The sequence below is a fragment of the Ichthyobacterium seriolicida genome, from assembly GCF_002369955.1.
Classification (GTDB): domain Bacteria; phylum Bacteroidota; class Bacteroidia; order Flavobacteriales; family Ichthyobacteriaceae; genus Ichthyobacterium; species Ichthyobacterium seriolicida.
The window spans coordinates 957981-980437 of the sequence record NZ_AP014564.1 but is presented as its reverse complement, the minus strand read 5'-3'; the positions used below and the strand labels follow the sequence as shown (position 1 = coordinate 980437).

At 33.6% G+C, this 22457-nt stretch carries 11 protein-coding genes, 1 tRNA gene and 1 pseudogene; 4 read left to right on the top strand and 9 right to left on the bottom strand.

The features are described 5' to 3' along the window. Nucleotides 1-186: 186 nt before the first annotated feature. Nucleotides 187-1083: an IS982 family transposase gene (locus JBKA6_RS03625; protein WP_096685945.1), complete on the bottom strand. Its 897-nt coding sequence runs from the start codon at nt 1081-1083 to the stop codon at nt 187-189. Between the two features lie 170 nt (nt 1084-1253). Between JBKA6_RS03625 and JBKA6_RS03620 the strand changes: the two are divergent. Then, nucleotides 1254-1584, top strand: a pseudogene (locus JBKA6_RS03620) (transposase); the annotation flags it as partial. A gap of 121 nt (nt 1585-1705) precedes the next feature. Here JBKA6_RS03620 and JBKA6_RS03615 read toward each other — a convergent pair. Continuing rightward, complete coding sequence (locus JBKA6_RS03615; protein ID WP_096685943.1) at nt 1706-4285, bottom strand: AAA family ATPase; 2580 nt, start codon at nt 4283-4285, stop codon at nt 1706-1708. 178 nt (nt 4286-4463) lie between these two features. Continuing rightward, nucleotides 4464-4537 (bottom strand) — tRNA-Asp (locus JBKA6_RS03610). A 269-nt stretch (nt 4538-4806) separates the two neighbouring features. On the opposite strand from JBKA6_RS03610, the gene carA reads away from it, so the two are divergent. The 3 genes from carA to JBKA6_RS03595 are packed head-to-tail and all read left to right on the top strand — an operon-like array spanning nt 4807 to nt 7536. Next, a complete protein-coding gene (gene carA, locus JBKA6_RS03605; protein ID WP_096685941.1) occupies nt 4807-5925 on the top strand; it encodes a glutamine-hydrolyzing carbamoyl-phosphate synthase small subunit in 1119 nt (372 codons plus the stop codon). A gap of 2 nt (nt 5926-5927) precedes the next feature. Beyond that, nucleotides 5928-7226 (top strand): phosphopyruvate hydratase, encoded by a 1299-nt coding sequence (eno, locus tag JBKA6_RS03600; RefSeq protein ID WP_096685939.1) that lies wholly within the window; start codon nt 5928-5930, stop codon nt 7224-7226. Beyond that, nucleotides 7213-7536: a DUF6787 family protein gene (locus JBKA6_RS03595; protein WP_231952032.1), complete on the top strand. Its 324-nt coding sequence runs from the start codon at nt 7213-7215 to the stop codon at nt 7534-7536. The genes eno and JBKA6_RS03595 overlap by 14 nt, the downstream gene beginning before the upstream one ends. A 40-nt stretch (nt 7537-7576) precedes the next feature. Here the strand turns inward: JBKA6_RS03595 and JBKA6_RS03590 are convergent, their stop codons facing one another. The 6 genes from JBKA6_RS03590 to JBKA6_RS03565 all read right to left on the bottom strand — a co-directional run bounded on the left by JBKA6_RS03590 (nt 7577) and on the right by JBKA6_RS03565 (nt 22336). After that, the gene (locus JBKA6_RS03590; protein WP_096685937.1) at nt 7577-8794 is read right to left on the bottom strand and encodes an efflux RND transporter periplasmic adaptor subunit; all 1218 of its coding nucleotides are present in this window, start codon (nt 8792-8794) and stop codon (nt 7577-7579) included. Nucleotides 8795-8811: 17 nt separating this feature from the next. After that, nucleotides 8812-13122 carry a CusA/CzcA family heavy metal efflux RND transporter gene (locus JBKA6_RS03585; RefSeq protein WP_096685935.1) on the bottom strand — a complete coding sequence of 1437 codons (4311 nt, stop codon included), beginning with the start codon at nt 13120-13122 and terminating at the stop codon, nt 8812-8814. Between the two features lie 419 nt (nt 13123-13541). Next, nucleotides 13542-14633, bottom strand: a complete 1092-nt coding sequence (locus JBKA6_RS03580; RefSeq protein ID WP_096685933.1) for a TRAP transporter substrate-binding protein — start codon at nt 14631-14633, stop codon at nt 13542-13544. Between the two features lie 206 nt (nt 14634-14839). Continuing rightward, a complete protein-coding gene (locus tag JBKA6_RS03575) occupies nt 14840-17713 on the bottom strand; it encodes a DUF5018 domain-containing protein (RefSeq protein WP_096685931.1) in 2874 nt (957 codons plus the stop codon). 228 nt (nt 17714-17941) lie between these two features. Next, entirely contained in the window at nt 17942-21928 is a 3987-nt protein-coding gene (locus JBKA6_RS03570) for a DUF5018 domain-containing protein (RefSeq protein WP_096685929.1), read from the bottom strand. Between the two features lie 138 nt (nt 21929-22066). Beyond that, the gene (locus JBKA6_RS03565; RefSeq protein WP_096685927.1) at nt 22067-22336 is read right to left on the bottom strand and encodes a hypothetical protein; all 270 of its coding nucleotides are present in this window, start codon (nt 22334-22336) and stop codon (nt 22067-22069) included. Nucleotides 22337-22457: the final 121 nt, after the last annotated feature.

Below are 22457 nucleotides of genomic sequence, written 5' to 3'. Positions count from 1 at the left end.
GATATTATTTATTAAATCAAAATGTCAAACAAGCTAATAAAAGTTTATGAGCGAACCTAGTAGACTAAACAGACCCTAAAAAATTCATAGCACTACGCTACTAATATAACCTTCCTTTTTTAACGAGGAAACCCCAAATGTATATGGTAAATATAGATACATTTTTTCGTAAAAACCTGAGTTCGATTAATAAACCGAATTAATACTGGCGTTACCGACGATTGGGTATTTGATAGAGGGCTTTTTAGGCGAAAAGCTGTAAGCGATAAGTCCAGAAATAATATTTGTTAGAAAATTAGCAAAACTTCTATGTCTAGAATGTTCTATCTGACAAATATTTTTAAGCTGATCATTGATAGTTTCTATGATTGATCTCTTTCTGAGTAATAGTTTATCAATCATTGGCATGAGGGCATTTTTCATGTTATTTTTAACTGAGGTAATCAATTCTACGCCTTTTTCAAATAGATTTTTTCTTAAATCTTTGCTTATGTACCCTTTGTCACCAAAGAGTTTTCCAAATATTTTAGTCAAAAAACGCTCGTCTTTTAATGGCGTTCTATCATCTTCATTAGCTCTTGTGATGCAAAAATTTAGTATTTCTCCTCGGTCGTTTGTGACTATATGAAGTTTAAATCCATAAAACCAGCACATCGTTGATTTTCCTACATTAGCAATGCCTTTGAATACCTTATTTCTACTTATTCTTTTATGTTTACAAACACGAATCGGAGTGGAATCTACAAATGAAATTCCAGTACATTTTCCTAAACAGAATGTCTTTAAAAACAAGGTAAGAGGTAATAAATTTTGTTGCATTAATTCCACAAATCTGTTGTATGATACGGTTTTAGGGAATTCTTTAGTCATGTGTTTTTGTAAATAATTCAAATAAAAATGCTTGAAATTTCTCATGCTACTGTGTTGAAAAATAATCATTATGGTTATTATTTCGCTAGAGCTCATTCTGCATGGGCGTTTTGATTTATTACCCAAAAGGGCTTTATCAATAACTTGAGAATATTTTTTACAGAATTCATCAACTAAACAAAATATTTCTGTGATTTTGGAGCAAATTATCATGTATGTTTTTTTTTATAATTAAACCGTTGAATTTTAGAGCGTTAAATTAATCTAATTCCATTGTTTTTATTGACTATTTTACACCTAATTATTAATCGAACTCAGGTTTTTAATATCTAGATTTTTTTTTATCCTAAATATAAACTTTACACACTTTTCAGGATAGTGTCGCCCTAAATGACTTTACAAAGACGTGGGAATCTAAGTATTCTTATGCTGTTAAAAGCTGGCGAGATAACTGGGAAGAGCTATCTGCTTTTTATGAGTTTCCCGTAGAAATCAGGAAAATTATTTACACGACCAACTTGATTGAAAACCTCAATGGAAAAATCAGGAAATACACCAAAAACAAATTGTCATTCCCAACTGATGATGCTGTTATGAAATCTGCTTTTTTAGCTCTGAGGGAGGCTACAAAAAAATGGTCTAAACCCATACCAAATTGGGGAATAATTTTGAATCAATTTTTAACTATTTTTTGACAAAAGAGTTCGGCTATGAATAAAAACAAAAAAATATGTCATTTTTTATTTACACACTTTACGCGATAGTGTCTATGAATAAAAACAAAAAAATATGTCATTTTTTATTTACACACTTTACGCGATAGTGTCGTCCGTTACTACTTAAATTTTTTTCTAATTTCCTTAAAGTCTTCAAAATCCTTTTTTAATTGAGTTAAAGTGGGGGCTTGGTCAATAATTGCTGGATTACTATGTCCATCAATATATTTGCAACAAGTTTTAAAAATTTTAATTAACTCTCTTTTGTTATTATTAATCAAATCCCCGTCTATCCTCAAAAATTTACCTAGCGATATATTCCTTTTATATCGTTCAACTGTTCCTTTAAGTACTTCGTGTTCAATACATAATTCAACTGCTGACCTTAGATGTCCATATCCTTCTGCTGACACCTGTTCCTCTCGCCTGTCTTTTTCACTACCGTCAATTAATAGTTTAACCTTTTTGATATAACTACCTACACTGTTTAACTCTTCACCTTCGGATAACACACCTGTCTTACCATATTGTTGCGTTACATTGTATAGTTGAATTGCAGTAGTTGCCTCTAGCTTAATATCTAAGAATTTGTTATACAGTAAAATAGAATGCGTAAAGACAACAATTTGTCTATCTGACGACAACTCAACCAGTCTTTCTGCAAAGTCGTCTATTATTATATGGTCAAAACTGTTTACAGGGTCATCAAAAACAACAGGAGCATTAGTAGGGTCTAATTGAAGTTCGGTTAAGAACTCAGCTAATGCTATTGCTTTCTGTTCTCCCTCGCTCAATACATCAAGCAAAGAGAAGTTATTATGCATACTTTGCTTGATCTTTGTTTTCCCTTTTTCGGTACCAAAATTTAACTCAATGGGAAGGTGAGATTTTTTAAGCTTTTTGAGTTCTCCCTGAAAGATACCCTCAAAATTTTTAGCTAACAAGGCTCTTCTGGCCTTGGTTGCTTTCTTACTTATTTTTGTTGTAAAGAAACTAGATCTATTTGAATATAACAGGTCCCTCATTTTATGACTATCTAAAGCCCGAACTACCTCTTCTTTCTTTTCACTTAAAAGTTTGCGGTCCTTTAACTCCTTAATTAACTTCTTTATTTTGTTCTCTTCCTCTTGAGGATTTAATGCCTTCTTATCAATATCTTCCTTTTCCTCTGAGAGATCACGAATTCTATCTAAGAGCAATTGTAATATCGAGTTATAGTCAATCTCGAAATCCAAATCCTTGGATGGGGTATTCCCTAACATCCTAGATTTAATTAATTCCAGATTTTTGCTGTATAAAATTATTTCCTCTGGTTGGACTGGTGTACCCTTATCAGTTTCACCAAAACTTTTTTGATGAAACACATAGTCAGTTTGAATGTTACTTACTTCCTTTTTCAGTAAGTCAAGGCTTTCCTTAGCTTTTAATAGTTTCGATTCAGTGTCCGAATTTAATAACCTTCTGTAGTTATTAAGTAATTCAATAGATTTTTCTGTTTGCAATGGTTGTTTGCAATAAACACATTCATCACCTTCTTTTGGATAGCTTTCCTTATCTAGTAGTTTGATGTATTCCTCCGCTACCTTTATGAATGAATTAAATTGTTCTGATTTGTAAAACTTCACTTCATTTTCTTTAGCTACATCTTCAATTTTAGATTTGCTAGTAGCTCTAAGCCCTTGGATGCACTCTTCCTGTTTTAAGAAAGATTCCCAAAGTTCTTTAGTTAATAAAGACGATATTGCTTCAACTCTAGATTTTATCTCGTTTAGTTCGGTAATTTGGTCGTCTAAAAGTTTAGACTTATGTAATAACAATTCTTTATTAAGTCCTTTTAATTCTTCCTCTTGCTGGTCAAGTTTTGCTTGATCCTCAAGAGAATCCCATTTAGACAATTCTTTAAGGGTTTTTATTTTAGACTCATAAAATAGCTTTTTATCGATATTATGAGATAGTATTTTATTGATAAAGGAATGTTGTTCAGTCCCTTCGTTAAGTTTTTCTGCCCATTCCAAGCTTACAGTACAGTTTTCAATTTCCGTATCCAACATTTTAAGCAGAACATCCAATTCCTTAGTAACTATGTTAAAAAGATGGAAGCCAATTGGTGTGACAATTAATTCCCTAACGCTTGTAAGAGTAATGTTAACACAGTTATTATTGAATACAGATATACCCTCTAATTCTGAATTTGAATCGATACCATTCCATTTAGTTGTTTTATCTTCTTCACCTAACTTATAACTTATCTTGCCACTTTGAGGGATTTGCTCTTCGGAGATATCAGAGAAAATTTTAGATCTACTTTCATAGCTAAATCCAAGTGACTTTAGAATTCTCACATATCCAGTTTTCCCCGTACCATTTTGTCCGTAGACTATCGTTATGTTAGGGCTAAATTTTAAAGTTTGATTTTCAGCTAAGCGATTAACACCTCTAATGCTTGATAATGATTCAAGAGTAATTCTATGATTGGTTGGTGAGTAGGAAGGTTTGGTTATTGAATTGGTAGCAGTAGTTTCCTTGACACCAATAGAACCAAGATACTTATCAAAGACTGATTTCCTATCTGATTCTGTAAGGTTGGATTCGGTTGATACAACCATCTTAACTAAAGATTTGCTCCAATATCCATTTTCGTTTGCCCATTCCCAAAGATAATCGATAGGTCCTTTCTCAATTTTTGATGTTGAAGCCATGTGAATTTGGTTTGTACAAAATTATACATTAACACGCCGATTATCCTGTAATGTTAAAAACTATTGAATAGATATTGTGGAGTTTAGCAAATATATCCCAACCCTATTGCCGACCCTGTACATAACAAAAAAAAACCTCAAGTATTCAATACTCAAGGCTTTCATTTTTAATGTTTAGCGGTCTGGACGGGACTCGAACCCGTGACCCCATGCGTGACAGGCATGTATTCTAACCAACTGAACTACCAGACCATTTTGACAAATCACCACTTTTGTGTGACTTGGAACGGATGCAAAATTATACTTTTTATTTTATCGGAAATGTTTTTTTTAAAAAATATTTTTTTTTGATTAAAATATTAGTCGACATAAAATGTAATTAACTGAGCTATATGTTTTTTTGATACATTTGCCCCTAGTAAATCCCAAAGGGAATTCATGATAAACAGCAATTCTATCTATCGTATTTTGATGCTAAATTGTAATTGATAACATAAATCTACTAAAACGGTATCCCAAGGATGAAATATATGTTCAAAGACCCATCAGTATTGTTATTAGAAGATGGAACTATTTTTTACGGTAGCGCTGTGGGAAAGAAAGGCACATCCTATGGGGAGCTGTGTTTTAATACGGGCATGACTGGTTATCAAGAGATTTTTACAGATCCTTCTTATTTTGGTCAACTAGTAGTGACCACAAATGCTCATATAGGCAATTATGGCACATGCAAAAGCGATATAGAATCAGATAGCATAAAAATAGCTGGATTAATCTGCAAGAATTTCAGTCTGTCTTATTCCAGATCACTAGCCAATGAAGATTTGTTATCATACTTCTCAAGACAAAATAAAATTGTCATTTCCGATGTAGATACTAGGGCTGTAGTTAGACATATAAGGGATAAAGGAGCTATGAATTCTATCATCTCTTCTGAAATTTTGGAAATAGATAAATTGAGAGAAATATTATCGGAGGTTCCCAGTATGGAAAATCTAGAATTGGTCTCTAAAGTATCTACTAAAAGTCCTTATTTCTTTGGTGAAGACACCAATAGTAATATGAAAATAGCTGTATTAGATTTGGGATTAAAAAAGAGTATACTCAAGAATCTATCTAATAGAGGGTGTTATATAAAGGTGTTTCCATATGATTGTTCATTTGAAGAGATCAGCTCTTGGAATCCAGATGGCTATGTTCTCAGCAATGGCCCTGGAGATCCAACTCCATTAAGAAGTGTACAAAAACTAGCAAAAACAATTATAGATAGAAAACTGCCTCTTTTCGGCATTTGCTTAGGACACCAAATAATAGCTCTAGCAAATGACATACCGACTTATAAAATGCACAAAGGACATAGAGGCATAAATCACCCTGTGAAAAATCTCTTAACACAAAGAGGAGAGATAACTTCTCAAAATCACGGCTTTGTCGTAGATAAAGAAGCAGTAAAAAAACACCAAGAAATAGATGTGACCCATATACATCTCAATGATCAGACTATAGCTGGCATGTGTATAAAAGATAAAAATTGTTTTTCTGTGCAATATCATCCAGAATCAGGACCAGGTCCTCATGATTCGTATTATTTATTTGATCAATTTATAGAGAGTGTAAAACAGTATAAAAAAACTAAGTAAATATGAGTGTTATATCAAAGGTTCACGCCAGACAGATCTTAGATTCTAGAGGGAACCCTACAATAGAGGTAGATGTAGTTACAGACAATGGAACTATTGGAAGATATTCAGTTCCTTCGGGGGCTTCCACAGGTCAGCATGAAGCTGTTGAGTTGAGAGATGGAGGAAGTTTATATTTTGGAAAAGGGGTCAAGAGAGCCATTGAGAATGTAAATGGTAAAATATCACAAAAGCTAATTGGCGTTTCCGTTTTTGATCAGTCTCATATAGATAATTTGATGATAGAAATGGATGGGACTAAGAATAAATCTAAGTTAGGAGCTAATGCTATTTTAGGAGTTTCTTTAGCTGTGGCTAAAGCAGCGGCGGCTTCGCTCAATATACCTCTTTATCGTTATATAGGAGGAATAAATGCCAATACTCTTCCCGTGCCTATGATGAATATAATAAATGGAGGTTCTCATTCTGATTCGCCCATAGCTTTTCAAGAGTTTATGATAATACCTGTAAAATCGACTAATTTTAGTGACTCATTACGTATGGGTACCGATGTTTTTCATCATTTAAAAATGGTATTGAAAAAACGAGGATTAACTACTTCTGTTGGTGATGAAGGTGGATTTGCTCCAAAATTGAAAGGGACTGAAGATGCTTTAGATACTATTTTGCAAGCTATAGAAAATGCTGCTTATGTAGCTGGAGAAGATATCATGATAGCATTAGATGTAGCCTCTTCAGAATTCTATAAAGAAGGGAAATACGATTACACTATTTTCGAAGGGCAAGGAGCTAGAGTTTTAACCTCTGAAGAACAAGCCAATTATCTGTGTGATTTATCTTTGAAATATCCTATCATATCAATAGAAGATGGCATGGATGAGAATGATTGGCATGGATGGAAAACACTTACCGACAAAATAGGAGATAGGGTTCAGTTAGTTGGAGATGATCTCTTTGTCACTAATGTCGAAAAGTTAAGTGAAGGGATAAATAGCAATGTAGCTAACTCTATACTTATAAAGGTCAATCAGATAGGAACCTTGTCTGAAACTATCAAAGCTGTAAATATGGCTAAAAATGCAGGATATACTTCTGTCATTAGTCATCGTTCTGGCGAAACAGAGGATGCTACCATAGCTGATTTATCTGTGGCTTTAAATGCAGGTCAGATAAAAACTGGCTCTTTATCCCGTTCAGATAGAATGGCAAAGTACAATCAACTATTAAGAATAGAAGAGGAGTTAGGTGACAACTCATATTTCCCTGGAATAAAAACTTTTAAAGTAAGTGAAAGAAAATAGCATGATCAATAGATTGAAAGAGAGATGGAAAGTTAACAGCAATTGGGAATTATTTAAAATACTCTTGGTGTTTTCCGTCACTGGCTCTTCTTCAGTTTATGTAAAGAAACTGGCATTTGAGTTATTAGGCATAAGTTCAGATGCCTCCTTGTATATCAGGTTTTTGATGTGGATTTTAATAGTATTTCCAGCTTATCAAGTGCTTTTGATTTTCTATGGTTTTATCTTTGGAATGTTCGATTTTTTCCTAGAGTTTGAAAAAAAAATGTTCAGCAAATTAGGATTTAAATTTTCTAAAAAGAAGGGCTAAAAGCCCTCTTTTTTTTCAGCAAAGTATCTATTCGTGTTTTTTAGTGTTCATGCGCTAGACTTCCTTTTTTAGATTCAGAAAAAACGTAATAAGCTCCTTTTGTTACTATCTTCATGTCTTTTGGGATTTCTTCTAAAAATTTCACAGCTGTAAATCCATTTTCGGTAGCTCCAGCTATTACATTTATCCTTTTAAATTCTACTTCATCTGATTTAGAATCATCTTGGGCGACGTAGATAAAGTATTGATTATCTTCTTTTAAGATAGACTCATTTGGAAGAGCCTCTGTAGTATTATCGCTCAGCCATATCTTAGCATTTATAAATAAATCTTTTAGAAATACTGGCTGTGCGCCCTCTAAATGTCCATGCACGCGAACCGTCCTAGATTCGTTATCAAATTTTTTACCAATGACACTGACCTCTCCAAGGTATTTTATATTTCCCATGGCAGGCATGTTATAACTTATCTTTTGACCAACTTTTACGAATTGTATGTCTTTTTCAAAAACGTTTAATTCTAAATGTAGATGTTCACTAGATATTATCTCCATCAGATAATTATTTGATTCTGTATACATCCCATTGCGCATATTTATTCCAGTTATATATCCATTAGTAGGTGATGTTATCTCAATTCGTTCAGTTATATTTTTAGAGGTTAAATCACGTGTGGAAATACCTAAATATTCCAATTGTTTTGATAGGCTTATGTATTGTGTTTCTAAAATATCATATTCGGACTGCACCTTTTGAAGCTCCTTGATTATTCCAGCATTAGCAGATACTAATTCTCTTTGTCTATTCAAATTCATTTTTTTTAGTTCTAATTTAGATTTCACCTCTAGATATTCTTGTTGTTTAGTTATGAGACTAGAATTTTCTAAATATGAAATTATCGCTCCTTTTTTTATGTATTCTCCCTCTACGTATTTGCTTTCTATTCTTAAAAAACCAGGAGCTTTTGAAGTTATGTGATAATCGTATTTTGGAGGAGCTCCAAGGGTCCCCGTCGCTTTTATAAAATCATTGACTTTCACAGTTGAGACATAACCGAATTCTAATTCAATCGTGTTTATTTGTTTTCTACTTAAAGACACATGTGAATCGTGATCATCTTTATCTCCATGATCATGTGAATCATGTGAATGACTTTTTTCAGAATGACCATGTGAGTGTTTTTTATTAGACTCTTTTTCACCACAAGAAAAAAATAGTACTATTAGTGTATATCTGATAATTGTATTAGTGTATTTCATTATACCAAAATTGTTCTTTATTGATTAGTTATAAATTGATAGTCAGCCACAGCATTATTGTATTCGAGAATTTGTTTGAGATACTTACAGTTATTACTAATTGCTAGATCTATAGAGTTTAGGAGTTCTATATAGGATATATTTCCTGTCTCATAGTTTAGATTGCTCATTTTGATTATTTCAGAGTTTATGGTCTTCATTTGTTTTTCGTAAAATTCTATTCCTTTTTTATAGATCATAATATCTCTTTGAGCTTTTAGTATATCCTCTTTTACACATGTTTCATTTAAATTGTGTAATTCACTAGCTATGGCTATATCTGTGATTTTGGCATCTATATTTCTCCTTTCAATATTGTTGAATATTGGAATATTAATTCCCAATCTGATTCCATTAGACCACTCTACACCATTAGAATTTATAGCCGAGTACCCTATACTTAAATTCGGCAATAGTTTATTTTTTAGCAAGTCTGCCCTTGCAGTTTCAACAGCAATATTTTGTTTACTACGTTTTAGTAAGGCACTCGATTCAGTATCTTTAATATTGTATTCTAAGACATCTAGTTCTCCTTTAGTGCTTATTGGATCTTCTGTATTTAACAGAAATCTAAATTCTTCTTCTAGACTAGAAATTTCTATATCTATTTGATTTGTCATCAATAGATATTCTTTAAATTTTGATTCTATAATTAGTTTTTCTATGGCATTTATATTCCCAGCACTTAGTTTTGACTTTGATTTATTAAAATAATCTTCATACACCTTAGATAAATCTGTATATATTTTTTTCAATCCTTTTTTATATTGAATACTCATATATAACTTTTTTACCATTCGCTTTAACTCATTTTCAGTTATTTCTTTTTCGTATAAACTCTTAGCTGCGATTTCCCTCTGTAAAGTATTATGAGCTGTAGTTATCCCCAAATTTGGAAAATTCTGTGTTATGCTAATTTGATGTGCTCGTCGGTCATTTTCATTAAAAACATTATCTCCTTCATATGATATATCAGTAGTTCCCAGATTGTAATTCAGATTACTTAGGGATTCTGTCTTAGTTATTTCTAAGTTGATAATTTCTATACTCGGATGATTCTTCACGGCCATGTCTACAGCATCATCTAGACTAATTTCCACAGTTTGTGATTTGACTTGAAAACCACACATTAAAAACAGAAATAAGATCAATAGAGGATTTTTAAAAAAAGTGACATTATTTTTTGATTTTTTTCTATTCTCTAACCAGAAATACAATATTGGAAGAACAACTAGAGTTAAGAATGTAGCAGATATCAATCCCCCTATGACAACAGTGGCTAAGGGACGTTGTACTTCTGCACCTCCAGAAGTGGATATAGCCATGGGAAGAAAACCTAAAGAGGCTACAATAGCTGTCATAAGTACAGGCCTTAAACGTGTCTTTGTACCTATTGATATTCTTTGATTTATATCTGTTACACCTTCCCTTTTTAGTTGATTGAAATAACCTATTAGCACTATTCCATTTAATACAGAAACCCCAAATAAAGCTATAAAGCCAATTCCTGCCGATACGCTAAAAGGTAAATCCCTTATCAACAAGGCATATATCCCGCCGATAGCAGATAACGGAATAGAAGTAAATATCAAAAAGGCCTGAGAGATAGAATTGAATGTGAGATATAACAGAATCAATATCAACCCTAAAGCTATAGGCAGAGTTATAGCTAGACGTTCGTTGGCTTCTCTTAGATTTTCAAATTGCCCTCCGTATCTAAAATAATAACCAACTGGCAAAGAGATATTTTTATCTAATTCACTCTTTATTTTGTTTACTAGAGTTTGGATATCTGTATTCCCAACATTAACTCCAATAACAATACGTCTGTTGGTATTTTCCCTTGAGATTTGCATTGGAGCATCTATTAAGTCCACAGAAGCTATATTGCCCAGAGACACTTGTCTGCCATTTTTTAGAGGTATGAATAAATTATCTATATCCTCTAGATTAGCTCTGTAGTTTTTATCCAACCTTACGACCATATCGAATTTCTTTTCCCCTTCATATACTACTCCAGCTTTTTCTCCAGCAAAAGAAGATCTGATAATCTTATTCACATCTTTTACATGAAGGCCATACTGAGCCATTTTTTCGTAGTCGAAAGAGATTATAATCTGAGGCATTCCTATAGTTTGCTCTACATTTACGGTTCCTACACCTTCAATAGCACTTATGATTTGTTCGGCCTCTGAAGCTTTTTTGTGAAGTATCTCTAAATCATCGCCAAATAGTTTTATGGCAATATCAGCTTTTGTCCCTGTCATTAACTCATTAAAACGCAATTGTATGGGTTGTGAAAATTCATAATCCACACCTGGAAAATCTTTTATAGACATTTCAATTTTTTCGAACATCTCTTTTCTAGAAATATTGCTAAGCCAATCTTCTTGCATTATTATGATATAGTCTGCAATCTCCACTGGCATAGGATCTGTTGGTATTTCTGCCGATCCTATATTTGAAACTATCTCTTTTATCTCTGGAATATCTTCTAATAGTTTTTTTTGTATTCTTTTAGTGATATCTATACTCTGAGACAGCGAACTCCCAGGAGGTATAATCTGTTGCAAGGCTAAATCTCCTTCTTCTAGGGTCGGTATAAATTCGCTGCCCATTCGACTAAAAACAAATAGACTGATAAAAAATAAGAACACTACCCCTCCAATAAATAGAGATTTAAACTCCATGGCTTTATCCAGTACAGGTGTGTACATCCTATAGCAAAAGTTCATTATTTTGTCGGCTATAGTTTTTTTGTCTTTTATATCCTTACTTAAAAATACAGAGGCCATCATCGGAACATATGTCAGAGATAAGATTAAGGCACCAGATATGGCCAGCATAACAGTTTGAGCCATAGGTTTGAACATCTTTCCCTCTATACCTACTAGGGCGAGTATGGGTATATAAACTATTAATATTATGATTTCTCCGAATGTAGCAGATGTCCTAATCTTTTGTGATGACTTTATAACTTCATCATCCATTTGGGATTGTGTCAGTCTTTTGCCTATGTGTTTTACATTCATCCTGTGGATTATGCTCTCTACTATTATTACACTTCCATCTACTACTAATCCAAAGTCTATAGCTCCTAAACTCATCAAATTAGCTGAAATGCCTAAGAGGTTCATCATAGCTATAGCAAATAACATAGATAAAGGGATTATAGAGGCCACTATTAATCCTGCTTTCCAATTTCCCAATAGTAGAACTAGTATAAAAATCACTATTAAGCTCCCTTCAATTAGATTTTTTTTAACTGTGCCAATAGCAGTTTTCACCAGTGTATCTCTTACTAGATAAGGTTCGATTACCACCCCTTTAGGTAATGACTTTTGAATTTCTTCTACTCTTTCTTTTATGGAACTCGTAACTTTAGAAGCGTTTGCACCTTTAAACATCATGACTTTACCTCCTACAACTTCTTGTCCATCCCTTACTAGGGCTCCATATCTAGGAGCTTCACCATAATTTACAGTGGCGATATTTTTTATTAGTATGGGGATATCATTTCTAACTGTAATAACAGTATTTTCAATATCTCTTATAGATTTTAAAACCCCTTGGGAACGTATATAATACGCATTGGATGTTTTCTCTATATAAGCTCCACCAGTGTTTTCATTACTGTCTTCTAGAGCTTCTAATATATCTATGATACTGATATTTGCGGATTGCAATATATGTGGATTGATAGATATCTCGTATTGCTTTACGAATCCACCCATTGAATTGACTTCTGCTACACCTTCAATACCTAATAATTGTCTTTTTACAATCCAATCTTGTATGGATCTCAATTCTGTAGATGAATATCTCTTTTCAGATGTAGAGTCGGTACTCTGCCTTAATACGTATTGATATATCTCTCCCAATCCCGTTGAGATAGGAGCTATTTCGGGAGCGCCTAATCCCTTTGGAAGTTCTTCTTCAGATTTTTTTAAACACTCTCCTACTAACTGTCTGGCTAGATATACGTCATATTTTTCATCGAAGACCACAGTTATAACAGATAGACCAAAACGAGAAATAGATCTTATTTCTGTGACCTTTTGAAGAGCTTGGAGGGATAGCTCTATGGGCGTAGTTATAAATTGTTCTACCTCTTGTGTGGCTAATGTTGGAGTCACAGTGATTATCTGAACCTGATTATTCGTTATATCGGGAACAGCATCAATAGGTAATTGTTTTAGAGAAAATACACCCCAAATCACCAGTCCTAGTACTAGAACTGATATTATAAACTTATTCTTAACCGAATAAGCTATTATATTATTAAACATATAAGGAAAATTGATATTTGAAAAAAAATCTTAGCTAATTATAAAATGAATTTAAAATTAACAGATAGGGGGATTCCAAATATCGTTTATGTAGTTGTTTGTCTTAATTGAGGAATAGTAGTGGAAATCGTAGTAATCACATAGATCTATCTTTTCAAAGATTTCCGGTAAAGAGGAGTATAGAGGTATTACAGAGTAGCAACACGAATAAATGCAAACGGCATTACACTTATTTGTATCGCTATCTCTTGTGTTAGAATCATTATTTTGATTATGTATATCTACACTATGTTGATCAGTATTTTTGCTACAGCAAAAATCAGACATATAAGGAAATGTCACTTGTGAAATCAACAACAGTAACACAAAAACACTTTTAAATACAGACATGTGTTTGTAATAACTAAATAGATCCTTTGTCACTTTTTTATTTTAGTGTAAAAGGCTTTTTCACTCATTTCAGACCACTCATCAGTCATATTCTGGAATTCAGAATAACTTTTGTACACTTTCTTAGATACCTCATCATCGGAAATCATCTTATTTAGTACAGTTTTGGTCTTTTCTCTCAATTCATCTAAAACCTCTTTTGGAAATTCCCTTATGGTAACTCCTTCATCTTTCATTTTCTTTATAAACACGGAGTTTTGTTTTTCAAATTCAGCTATAACCCAAATAGCTACTTTACTAGAAGCTACTTCTAGAATAGCTTGTAAATGCTTAGGCAAAGCTTCGTATTTCTGTTTGTTTACTATAAATTCAAATGCAGTATTAGGCTCATGCCACCCTGGGAAATAGTAGTACTTAGCGATCTTGTTAAAACCTACTTTATAATCGTGATAAGGTCCTATCCATTCTGTGGCATCTATCACATTTCTCTCTAAATTAGTATATATTTCACCTACAGCGGTTAACATTGCTGCGCCTCCCACCTCATTTAAAACCTTCCCTCCTATTCCAGGGATTCTCATTTTTAACCCATTTAGGTCCTTTACGGATTTTATCTCTTTGTTAAACCAACCACCCATTTGAGTTCCAGAATGTCCAGCCATAAAAGGGATCAGATTATATTTTGAATAAGCTTCTTTCCATAGTTCATATCCTCCTCCAGAAACTAGCCAAGAGGTCATTTGTTGTGCATTCATACCAAAGGGAACAGAAGAGAAAAACGAACCACAAGGAACTTTACCACTCCAATAATAGGGCGCAGAACTAGCCATTTCTATACTGCCATTAGATACAGCATCAAAGGCTCCAAGCGATGGAGTTAATTCTCCCCCTCCATATACTTTTATCTTCATTTGTCCGTTGGACAGCTCTTCGACTATTTCTGAATATTTATTCGCAGACTCGCCTAGGATTGGAAAATTTGGTAGCCAGGTGGTAGTCATTTTCCAATTATACTTTTTCTGGTATTCGCTCGTTTGGGAATTAGACTTAGAGTCACCAGAGTTAGTAGAACAAGAATTAATAAATAACAGTACAGAAATAAGGAAAAGAATATTTTTCATAATAGTATGGCTTTAGGTAAGTTATACTTTTTATTTGCGCTAGGACTATTTGTTTAAGTCAAAACAGCCCAAAGGTATTTTTTATAATTAAATTGTCAAAATTTTCTACGAGTTAAATATTCTTTTTTTCTCTCATAAACAAAAAAAGCTGCCTCGGTTTTGAGACAGCTTCTTAGAGTTGAATAAGTATAATTGGAATTTATTTACTAACTACCCGTTTGAACCTTAACCCAATAATGACCCTTTACAGTTCCACCCTCTTTAAGAGTATACTTTACTTCTTTTCCACCAGAAAAATCTTGAGCTTCAGTAGGCTCTATGCTAAGCCCAGAAGTATTTTCTAAAACAAGCTTTAAGCTACTAAGATCAGTGCCAGAAGGCGCAGTAATATTTATAACTCTGCTATTCTCAGTAATAACTTTAGAATTTGGAGTAATCTCAGTACTATCAGATTTTTCTACTTTCAAAGTATCACTATCAGTTATAGTTTTAGTAGAATCATATATATAAACATCATAAACCTTTGTTGTAGAGCCATCCTCAGCTGTTACGGTATATTCTTTTGAATTATCATACGAATTAAATGTTTGAACATCTACTGGAGTTACAGTAGCATAATCTGATTGTGTTATAGTAGGAGTTACTGAGCTTGCCGGAACACTAGTAACAGGCACAATTATTCTTCCTTTATCACCAGTGCCAGTCTCCGAAATACTACCTGATTGTCCTGATTCTATTGCAAATGATTTAATTGTAGCTTCAGTTGATTTTGTCCTAGTTACTGTAACCACATAAGTTTTTTCCATTCCATCTTGACCTGTTACTTTATAATTAACTGGGGTGCCAGATGTAAACTCCTGAGAATTTCCACTAACGGGATCAACAGTAGGAGATCCATCTCCTCCTAACTCAATTGTCGGAGTTAGAGTTATTTTATTCTCACCATCCTTCTTCACTGAAGCAGGAACCGTTAATGATACAGTACCAGCAGCATGATCAATTGTCCCGTCAATATCAGCAGTTACACCTACATTAGTACTTCCATTAGCTTGTCCAAACTTAAAACTACTAATATATGGACCTTTAACTGCCTGTACAGTATAAATTCTTGTAGAACCTGTATCCGTTTTTGTTAGAGTAAATGTTTTCCCACTAATGTCTTCAGACACCTCTGTGTTACTGGTTGGACTTACAGCACAACCTTCAGGAGAAGTTATGGTAGGTGTTAATCCTGTTAAAGTAATTTCAGTAGCAGTGTCTCTAGGAAATTTTAATTTTATTATTCCAGTAGCATTATCATCAGTGCCAGCATGAGTTAATTCAGCACTTACATCATCTTTAATCCCTTTACTGGAATTAGCGTTTATTTTAAAGCTTGTAAGTTGCGGCGCTGCTTCTTTAGTTATAGTTACAGTATATTCTTTTGTATAAGACTCTAAATGTTCATTTGGAACATCAATAGTTAACGTACCGCTACTGGTTGTGAAATTCAATCCAGAAGTAACATAATTTGCAGCAATATTATCCCCAGTAATAGAAGCTTTTAAATTCGTTATATCAACCGTATTAGCTACTGTAATAGCTATAGTGTTGTTTGTAACTGTGCCAGTATATTCAATTATGCTAGAAGGGAAACTAGCTGATGAATTAACACTACTAGTAAACTTAAACGCACTTATTTTTGGTTCTTTATAAGCTTTTACAGAATATACCTTTCTCCCTCCAGCAGGACCTACTGCGCTGTATTCTTTAGGATTACTGTGAGAATCTGTAAAATTATTGCTAGAATTAGCATCATCAGTACCAGTTGACCCTTTATATACTTGAGTGCCAGCTAAAGCAGAGGTGTTAGCTGTAACAGTTGGAGTTAATCCATTTAAATCTGCATTATGAGGAACTTTAACAGTTATAGTTCCAGAATTATGATCAATAGTTCCTGATATATCATTTCCAAGATTTTTACTACTATTATTGCTTTGAGTAAATGTAAAACTTCCTATCTGAGGTTCAGCATTTCGAGTTATAGTAACTGTATATACCTTAGTAAAATCAGTCGCTGAAGGATTAGAAGATGTTACTGTATACTCAACAGGAGTAGTGGCAGATTGAGAAAAATCTGTCTGAGCAGAAGGAGTAAAATCAGGTTTAGTGTTATCTCCAACTTCGATTGTAGGAGTTAAACTAGATAAAGTAACACCACTAGGAACTGTTATAGTTATTTTTCCAGTATCATGATTAATATTTGTTGCACTTATATCAGCATTTATACCAGAATTTGATGCTGGAAATTTAAAAGCACTAATATAAGGCCCTTTAACTACCTCAACAGTGTAAACTCTTTTAGAACCTAAAGCAGTTGTTAGAGAAAATTCTTTACCCTCAATACTTTCAGATATTGCTGATCCACTAGCTGGATCTATAGTATAACCTTCAGGAACATTGATAACAGATGTCAATCCTACTAAATTAATAGCAGTGCCTGTATAAGGAATCTTCAATAAAATCTTGCCTGTAGCAGTGTCAGTGTCATCAGTTATAACAGCAGTCACCTCACCTTTAATGCCTTTACTTTCATTAGCTGATATTTTAAACTCTGTCAACTTAGGCGCTGATTCTTTAGCTATATATACAGTATACTCTTGAGACTTATCACCCTTTGTTACAGTAAACACCTTTTTGTAACGTTGAAGAGAAGGCTTTTTAATAGTTCCCTCAGAAAACGCATCAGTAGCAGTTTCTTCCCCAGTAGATTCTTCAACGATAGGTTCAAAATCAGTTTCTTCTCCACTAGCAGGAGATATGCTAACCCCTTCACATGGGGTTATATTAAACTTTAAGCCTCTTAATTCAGCCGAACTAGGAACTGTTAGCGATATAGTATAATTCTCATGATCTATATCACATTTTATATCAGAACCTAATTTTTTTTGGTCATTTTCAGAATCTAGCAAGGCAAATGAATCTATACATACACCTAAATCATCTTGGTAAACATTATTTTTCTCACAGGAGAAAATAATTACAGATAACAACACAAAAGAGAAAATAATACTCTTTACAAAATAATTTTTCTTAAACATAATTTCAATAATATAATAGGTAAAAAAAACAATGATCCTCTAAATGCCACAGCATTCAAAGTATTAGCTATAAGACTTATCCTACTCTCACCCTAAAAGACAGAGAACGAACACCTTAGCTAAGATAGTAGTAATTATTTGAACCGCCGCTTTTTTATATAAACAAAAACAGACAGCCGTAAAACTAACTGTCTGTTTAGACTTGAATAAGTGTGGTTTTAAATTAACTTAGCTTGATTTAACCACCTTAACCCAATAATGTCCCTTTACAACACTACTCTCCTTAAGAGTATACTTTACTTCTTTCTCATTAGAGAAATCTTGAGCACTAGTAGGCTCTATGCTAAGGTTAGAAGATGGAGTAGTATCAGTCAAAGTAAGCGTTAAACTATCTAAACCTGTAGTGCCAGAAGGTACAGTAATGGTTATAGTTCTGGTGGATGCATCAATATTCTTGGAATCTGTAGTGATATCGGCACTACTACTATCTGTAAGTTTTAAACTATCAATACTAGCTATAGTTTTAGTAGAATCATATATATAAACTTCATAAGTCTTTGTTGTAGAGCCATCCTCAGCTGTTACAGTATATTCTTTTGAATCATCATACGAATTAAATGTTTGAGCATCTACTGGAGTTACAGTAGCATAATCTGATTGTGTTATAGTAGGAGTTGAACTTGTTGGAAGAGTAGTCACAGGCACAACTATTCTTCCTTTATCACCAGTGCCAGTCTCCGAAATACTACCTGACTGCCCTGATTCTATTGCAAATGATTTAATTTTAGCTTCAGTTGATTTTGTCCTAGTTACTGTAACCGCATAAGTTTTTTCCATTCCATCTTGACCTGTTACTTTATAATTAACTGGGGTGCCAGATGTAAACTCCTGAGAATTCCCACTAGCGGGATCAGCAGTAGGAGAGCCATCTCCTCTCAACTCAATTGTCGGAGTTAGACTTACTTTATTATCAGTACCTGAATCCTTAGCCACTGTACTAGGAATAGTTATAGCTATGGTATTGTTAGCATGATTAATTACACCTGTTATAGGAGTACTAGAATCTATACCTTTCCCACTATTTTTAGAATCTTCAAATTTAAAAGATTCAATATAAGGCCCTTTAACTGTTTCGACAGTGTAAACTCTTTTAGACCCTAAGGAAGTTGTTAGAGTAACTATGTTATGACCATTAGCACTAATATCCCCAGATACTACTTGACCACTAGTTGGACTTACAGTATATCCACCAGTATTAGGCTCGATAGTAGGTGTTAATCCTGTTAAAGTAATTTCATTATCATTATTCTTAGGAAACTTCAACTTTACTGTCCCAGTAGCAGCGTTGTCGGCACCACCATGAGTTAATTCAGCAATTACCTCACCTGCAATGCCATTCTCAGCCTTAGTGCTTATTTTAAAGCTTGTAAGTTGCGGCGCTGCTTCTTTAGTTACAGTTACAGTGTACTCTTTGGTATATTCTGGCAAATACTGATTTGGAACTGTAACCGTTGCATTACTACTAAAATCCAATGCAGTAGGAGTAACATAATTTGCAGCAATATTATCCCCAGTGATGGTAGCTTTTAAAGATGCCAAATCAACAGTATTAGCAACTGTGACATTTATGGTGTTATTTGTAATTGTGCCAACATATTCAGTTGGACTAGTAGAAAACCCAGCTGCTGAATTCTGACTCTTCTCAAACTTAAACGTATTTATTTTTGGTTCTTTATAAACTTTTACAGAATACACTTTTTCACCACCTGCTACACACGCAGCACGATATTTAACAGCTGTTGAATGAGAAGAACTGAAATCAGTGGAAGTAGTAGATGGAGTAGTAGAACCTGTATCTCCTTTGTATACTGTAACATCAGAAGCGGGTGTAACAGTTGGCACTAACGCAGTTAAAGTAGCATCATGAGGAACTTTAACAATTATATCACTGCCTTTAATCTCACCTGTAATATCATTCCCAAGATTTTTACCACTATTATTGCTATTCAAAAACTTAAACTCAGATATAGTAGGCTCCACTTCTTTAGTTACATTTACAGTGTAAATACTAGTCGATCCATCTTGAGCAGTAACTGTATAAGTTTTTTGACTACTAAAATTTTGCGCTGTAGTAGTTTCTGGACTAACACTAGCTCCGTTATATAATTCTATATTAGGAGTTAAAGCATCAAGTACTGCATCATGTGGAACATTTATTATAACTGTTTTTTGTTCATGATTTATAACGCCTGATATATCTTTGACAATTTTCCCAGTACTCTGATTAGCTCCCTCTGCTTTAAACTTAAAAGACTTCATCTTAGAATTCGAAGACTTTACAGTTACACTGTATTGTTTGGTAGTACCATTTTCAGCTGTTACAGTATATACTACAGCGGTACCATAAGTAAAGGTAGTTTCTTGCTTGGATTCCGGACTTACTGAAGCACCAGCAGATAATTCTATTTCAGGTTTTAAAGTTATAGTAGTACCATCTTCTTCATCTAATACTATTGTATAATCACTTCCACTATTTGTCGGACTTATTGTAATATCTGTTGAAATCTTTGAACTAGACTGATGATCTGTTTTTAATATTTTAAAAGAAGTTATCTCCGATGTTGCATCCAATACAGGAATAGTTACATTATATCTTCTAGAAGTTCCATCTTGTGCTGTTACAGTATATACTACAGCTGTACCACGAGTGAAACTTTGAGAGTCTAAACTAGCTGGACTTACTGTGGCACTAGCACCGATAACTATAGTAGGCTTTAGGTCTGTTAAATCTGTGACAGTATGAGGGATTTTTGCAATACTAACATTTACATCATCATCTCCAGTAGCGCTAGGCATATTCTCTGCTGAATAATCAACATTATTAAAGCTCTTATCAGAATTTTGAGTGTGCTCAAATTTAAAAGAAGTCATAATCTTATCATTAGACAAATCCTTAGCAACAGATACTGTATACTCTTTTGTTTGACCATCTTGAGCTGTAATGGTATAAGTCTTAGAAGTTGCATAATCATGAACACCTTCAGCCGGACTTATAGTAGCACTAGCATGCTTAGTTATAGTAGGAGTTAAAGCTGTTACATCTGCTGCAGTAGACACTTTTACTTTTATAGTTCCATCTTCATGATTAATTATAATATCGCTTGTTCTACTTTCATCAGCAGAAGACCTAGTCAATTTTAAACCAGTGTTATTGGTGTTATCTTTTGTAAATGCAAATGCAGAAATTCTATTATTAGAAGATAAGTCTTTGATATATTTTACTGCATAAACCTTTGTTTTTCCATCTGCAGCAGTTACTGTGTAATTAACTGCAGTTGTGGTAATACTGTTTTCAGTGGTAGAAATAGGACTTTCTGAAGCAATACTAGCCCCTGCATGAACTATTGTAGGAGTTAAACCATCTAAAGTAGCAGCATCAGATACATGTAATGTTATTGTATTAACTTCAGTAATAACACCCACTCTATCTGCGAAAATCTTACCAACATTCTCAATCTTCTTTAATTCAAAAGAACTAATAGAACAGTCACTAGCTAAAGCTTTAGTTATGATTACTGTATACTCTTTAGTAAAATCTGTAGCTGAAGAATTAGAAGATGTTACTATATACTTAACATTAGAACTAAAATCTGTCTGAGTAGAAGGAGTAAAATCAGTTTTAGTGTTCTCTCCAACTTCGATTGTAGGAGTTAAATTAGATAAAGTGACACCACTAGGAACTGTTACAGATATAGTGCCAGCAATGTGATCGATTGTCCCTGTTACTTCAGTAGTTATACCGACATTAGTACTCCCACTGGTAGCAGCAAATTTAAAAGTGCCAATAAAAGGACCTTTAACTGCTTCAACAGTGTAAACTCTTTTAGAACCTAAAGCAGTTGTTAGAGAAAATTCTTTACCCTCAATACTTTCAGATATTGCTGATCCACTAGCTGGATCTATAGTATAACCTTCAGGAACATTGATAACAGATGTCAATCCTACTAAATTAATAGCAGTGCCTGTATAAGGAATCTTCAATAAAATCTTGCCTGTAGCAGTGTCAGTGTCATCAGTTATAACAGCAGTCACCTCACCTTTAATGCCTTTACTTTCATTAGCTGATATTTTAAACTCTGTCAACTTAGGCGCTGATTCTTTAGCTATATATACAGTATACTCTTGAGACTTATCACCCTTTGTTACAGTAAACACCTTTTTGTAACGTTGAAGAGAAGGCTTTTTAATAGTTCCCTCAGAAAACGCATCAGTAGCAGTTTCTTCCCCAGTAGATTCTTCAACGATAGGTTCAAAATCAGTTTCTTCTCCACTAGCAGGAGATATGCTAACCCCTTAACATGGGGTTATATTAAACTTTAAGTCTCTTAATTCAGCCGAACTAGGAACTGTTAGCGATATAGTATAATTCTCATGATCTATATCACATTTTATATCAGAACCTAATTTTTTTTGGTCATTTTCAGAATCTAGCAAGGCAAATGAATCTATACATACACCTAAATCATCTTGGTAAACATTATTTTTCTCACAGGAGAAAATAATTACAGATAACAACACAAAAGAGAAAATAATACTCTTTACAAAATAATTTTTCTTAAACATAATTTTAATAATTAAAAAAACAATAATCCTCTAAATGTCGTAGTATTAAAAGGGTTAGCAACAAGACTTACCGTACTCTCTACCACAAAGCTAGAGAGCTGAATATTTCCGCTAAGGTAGT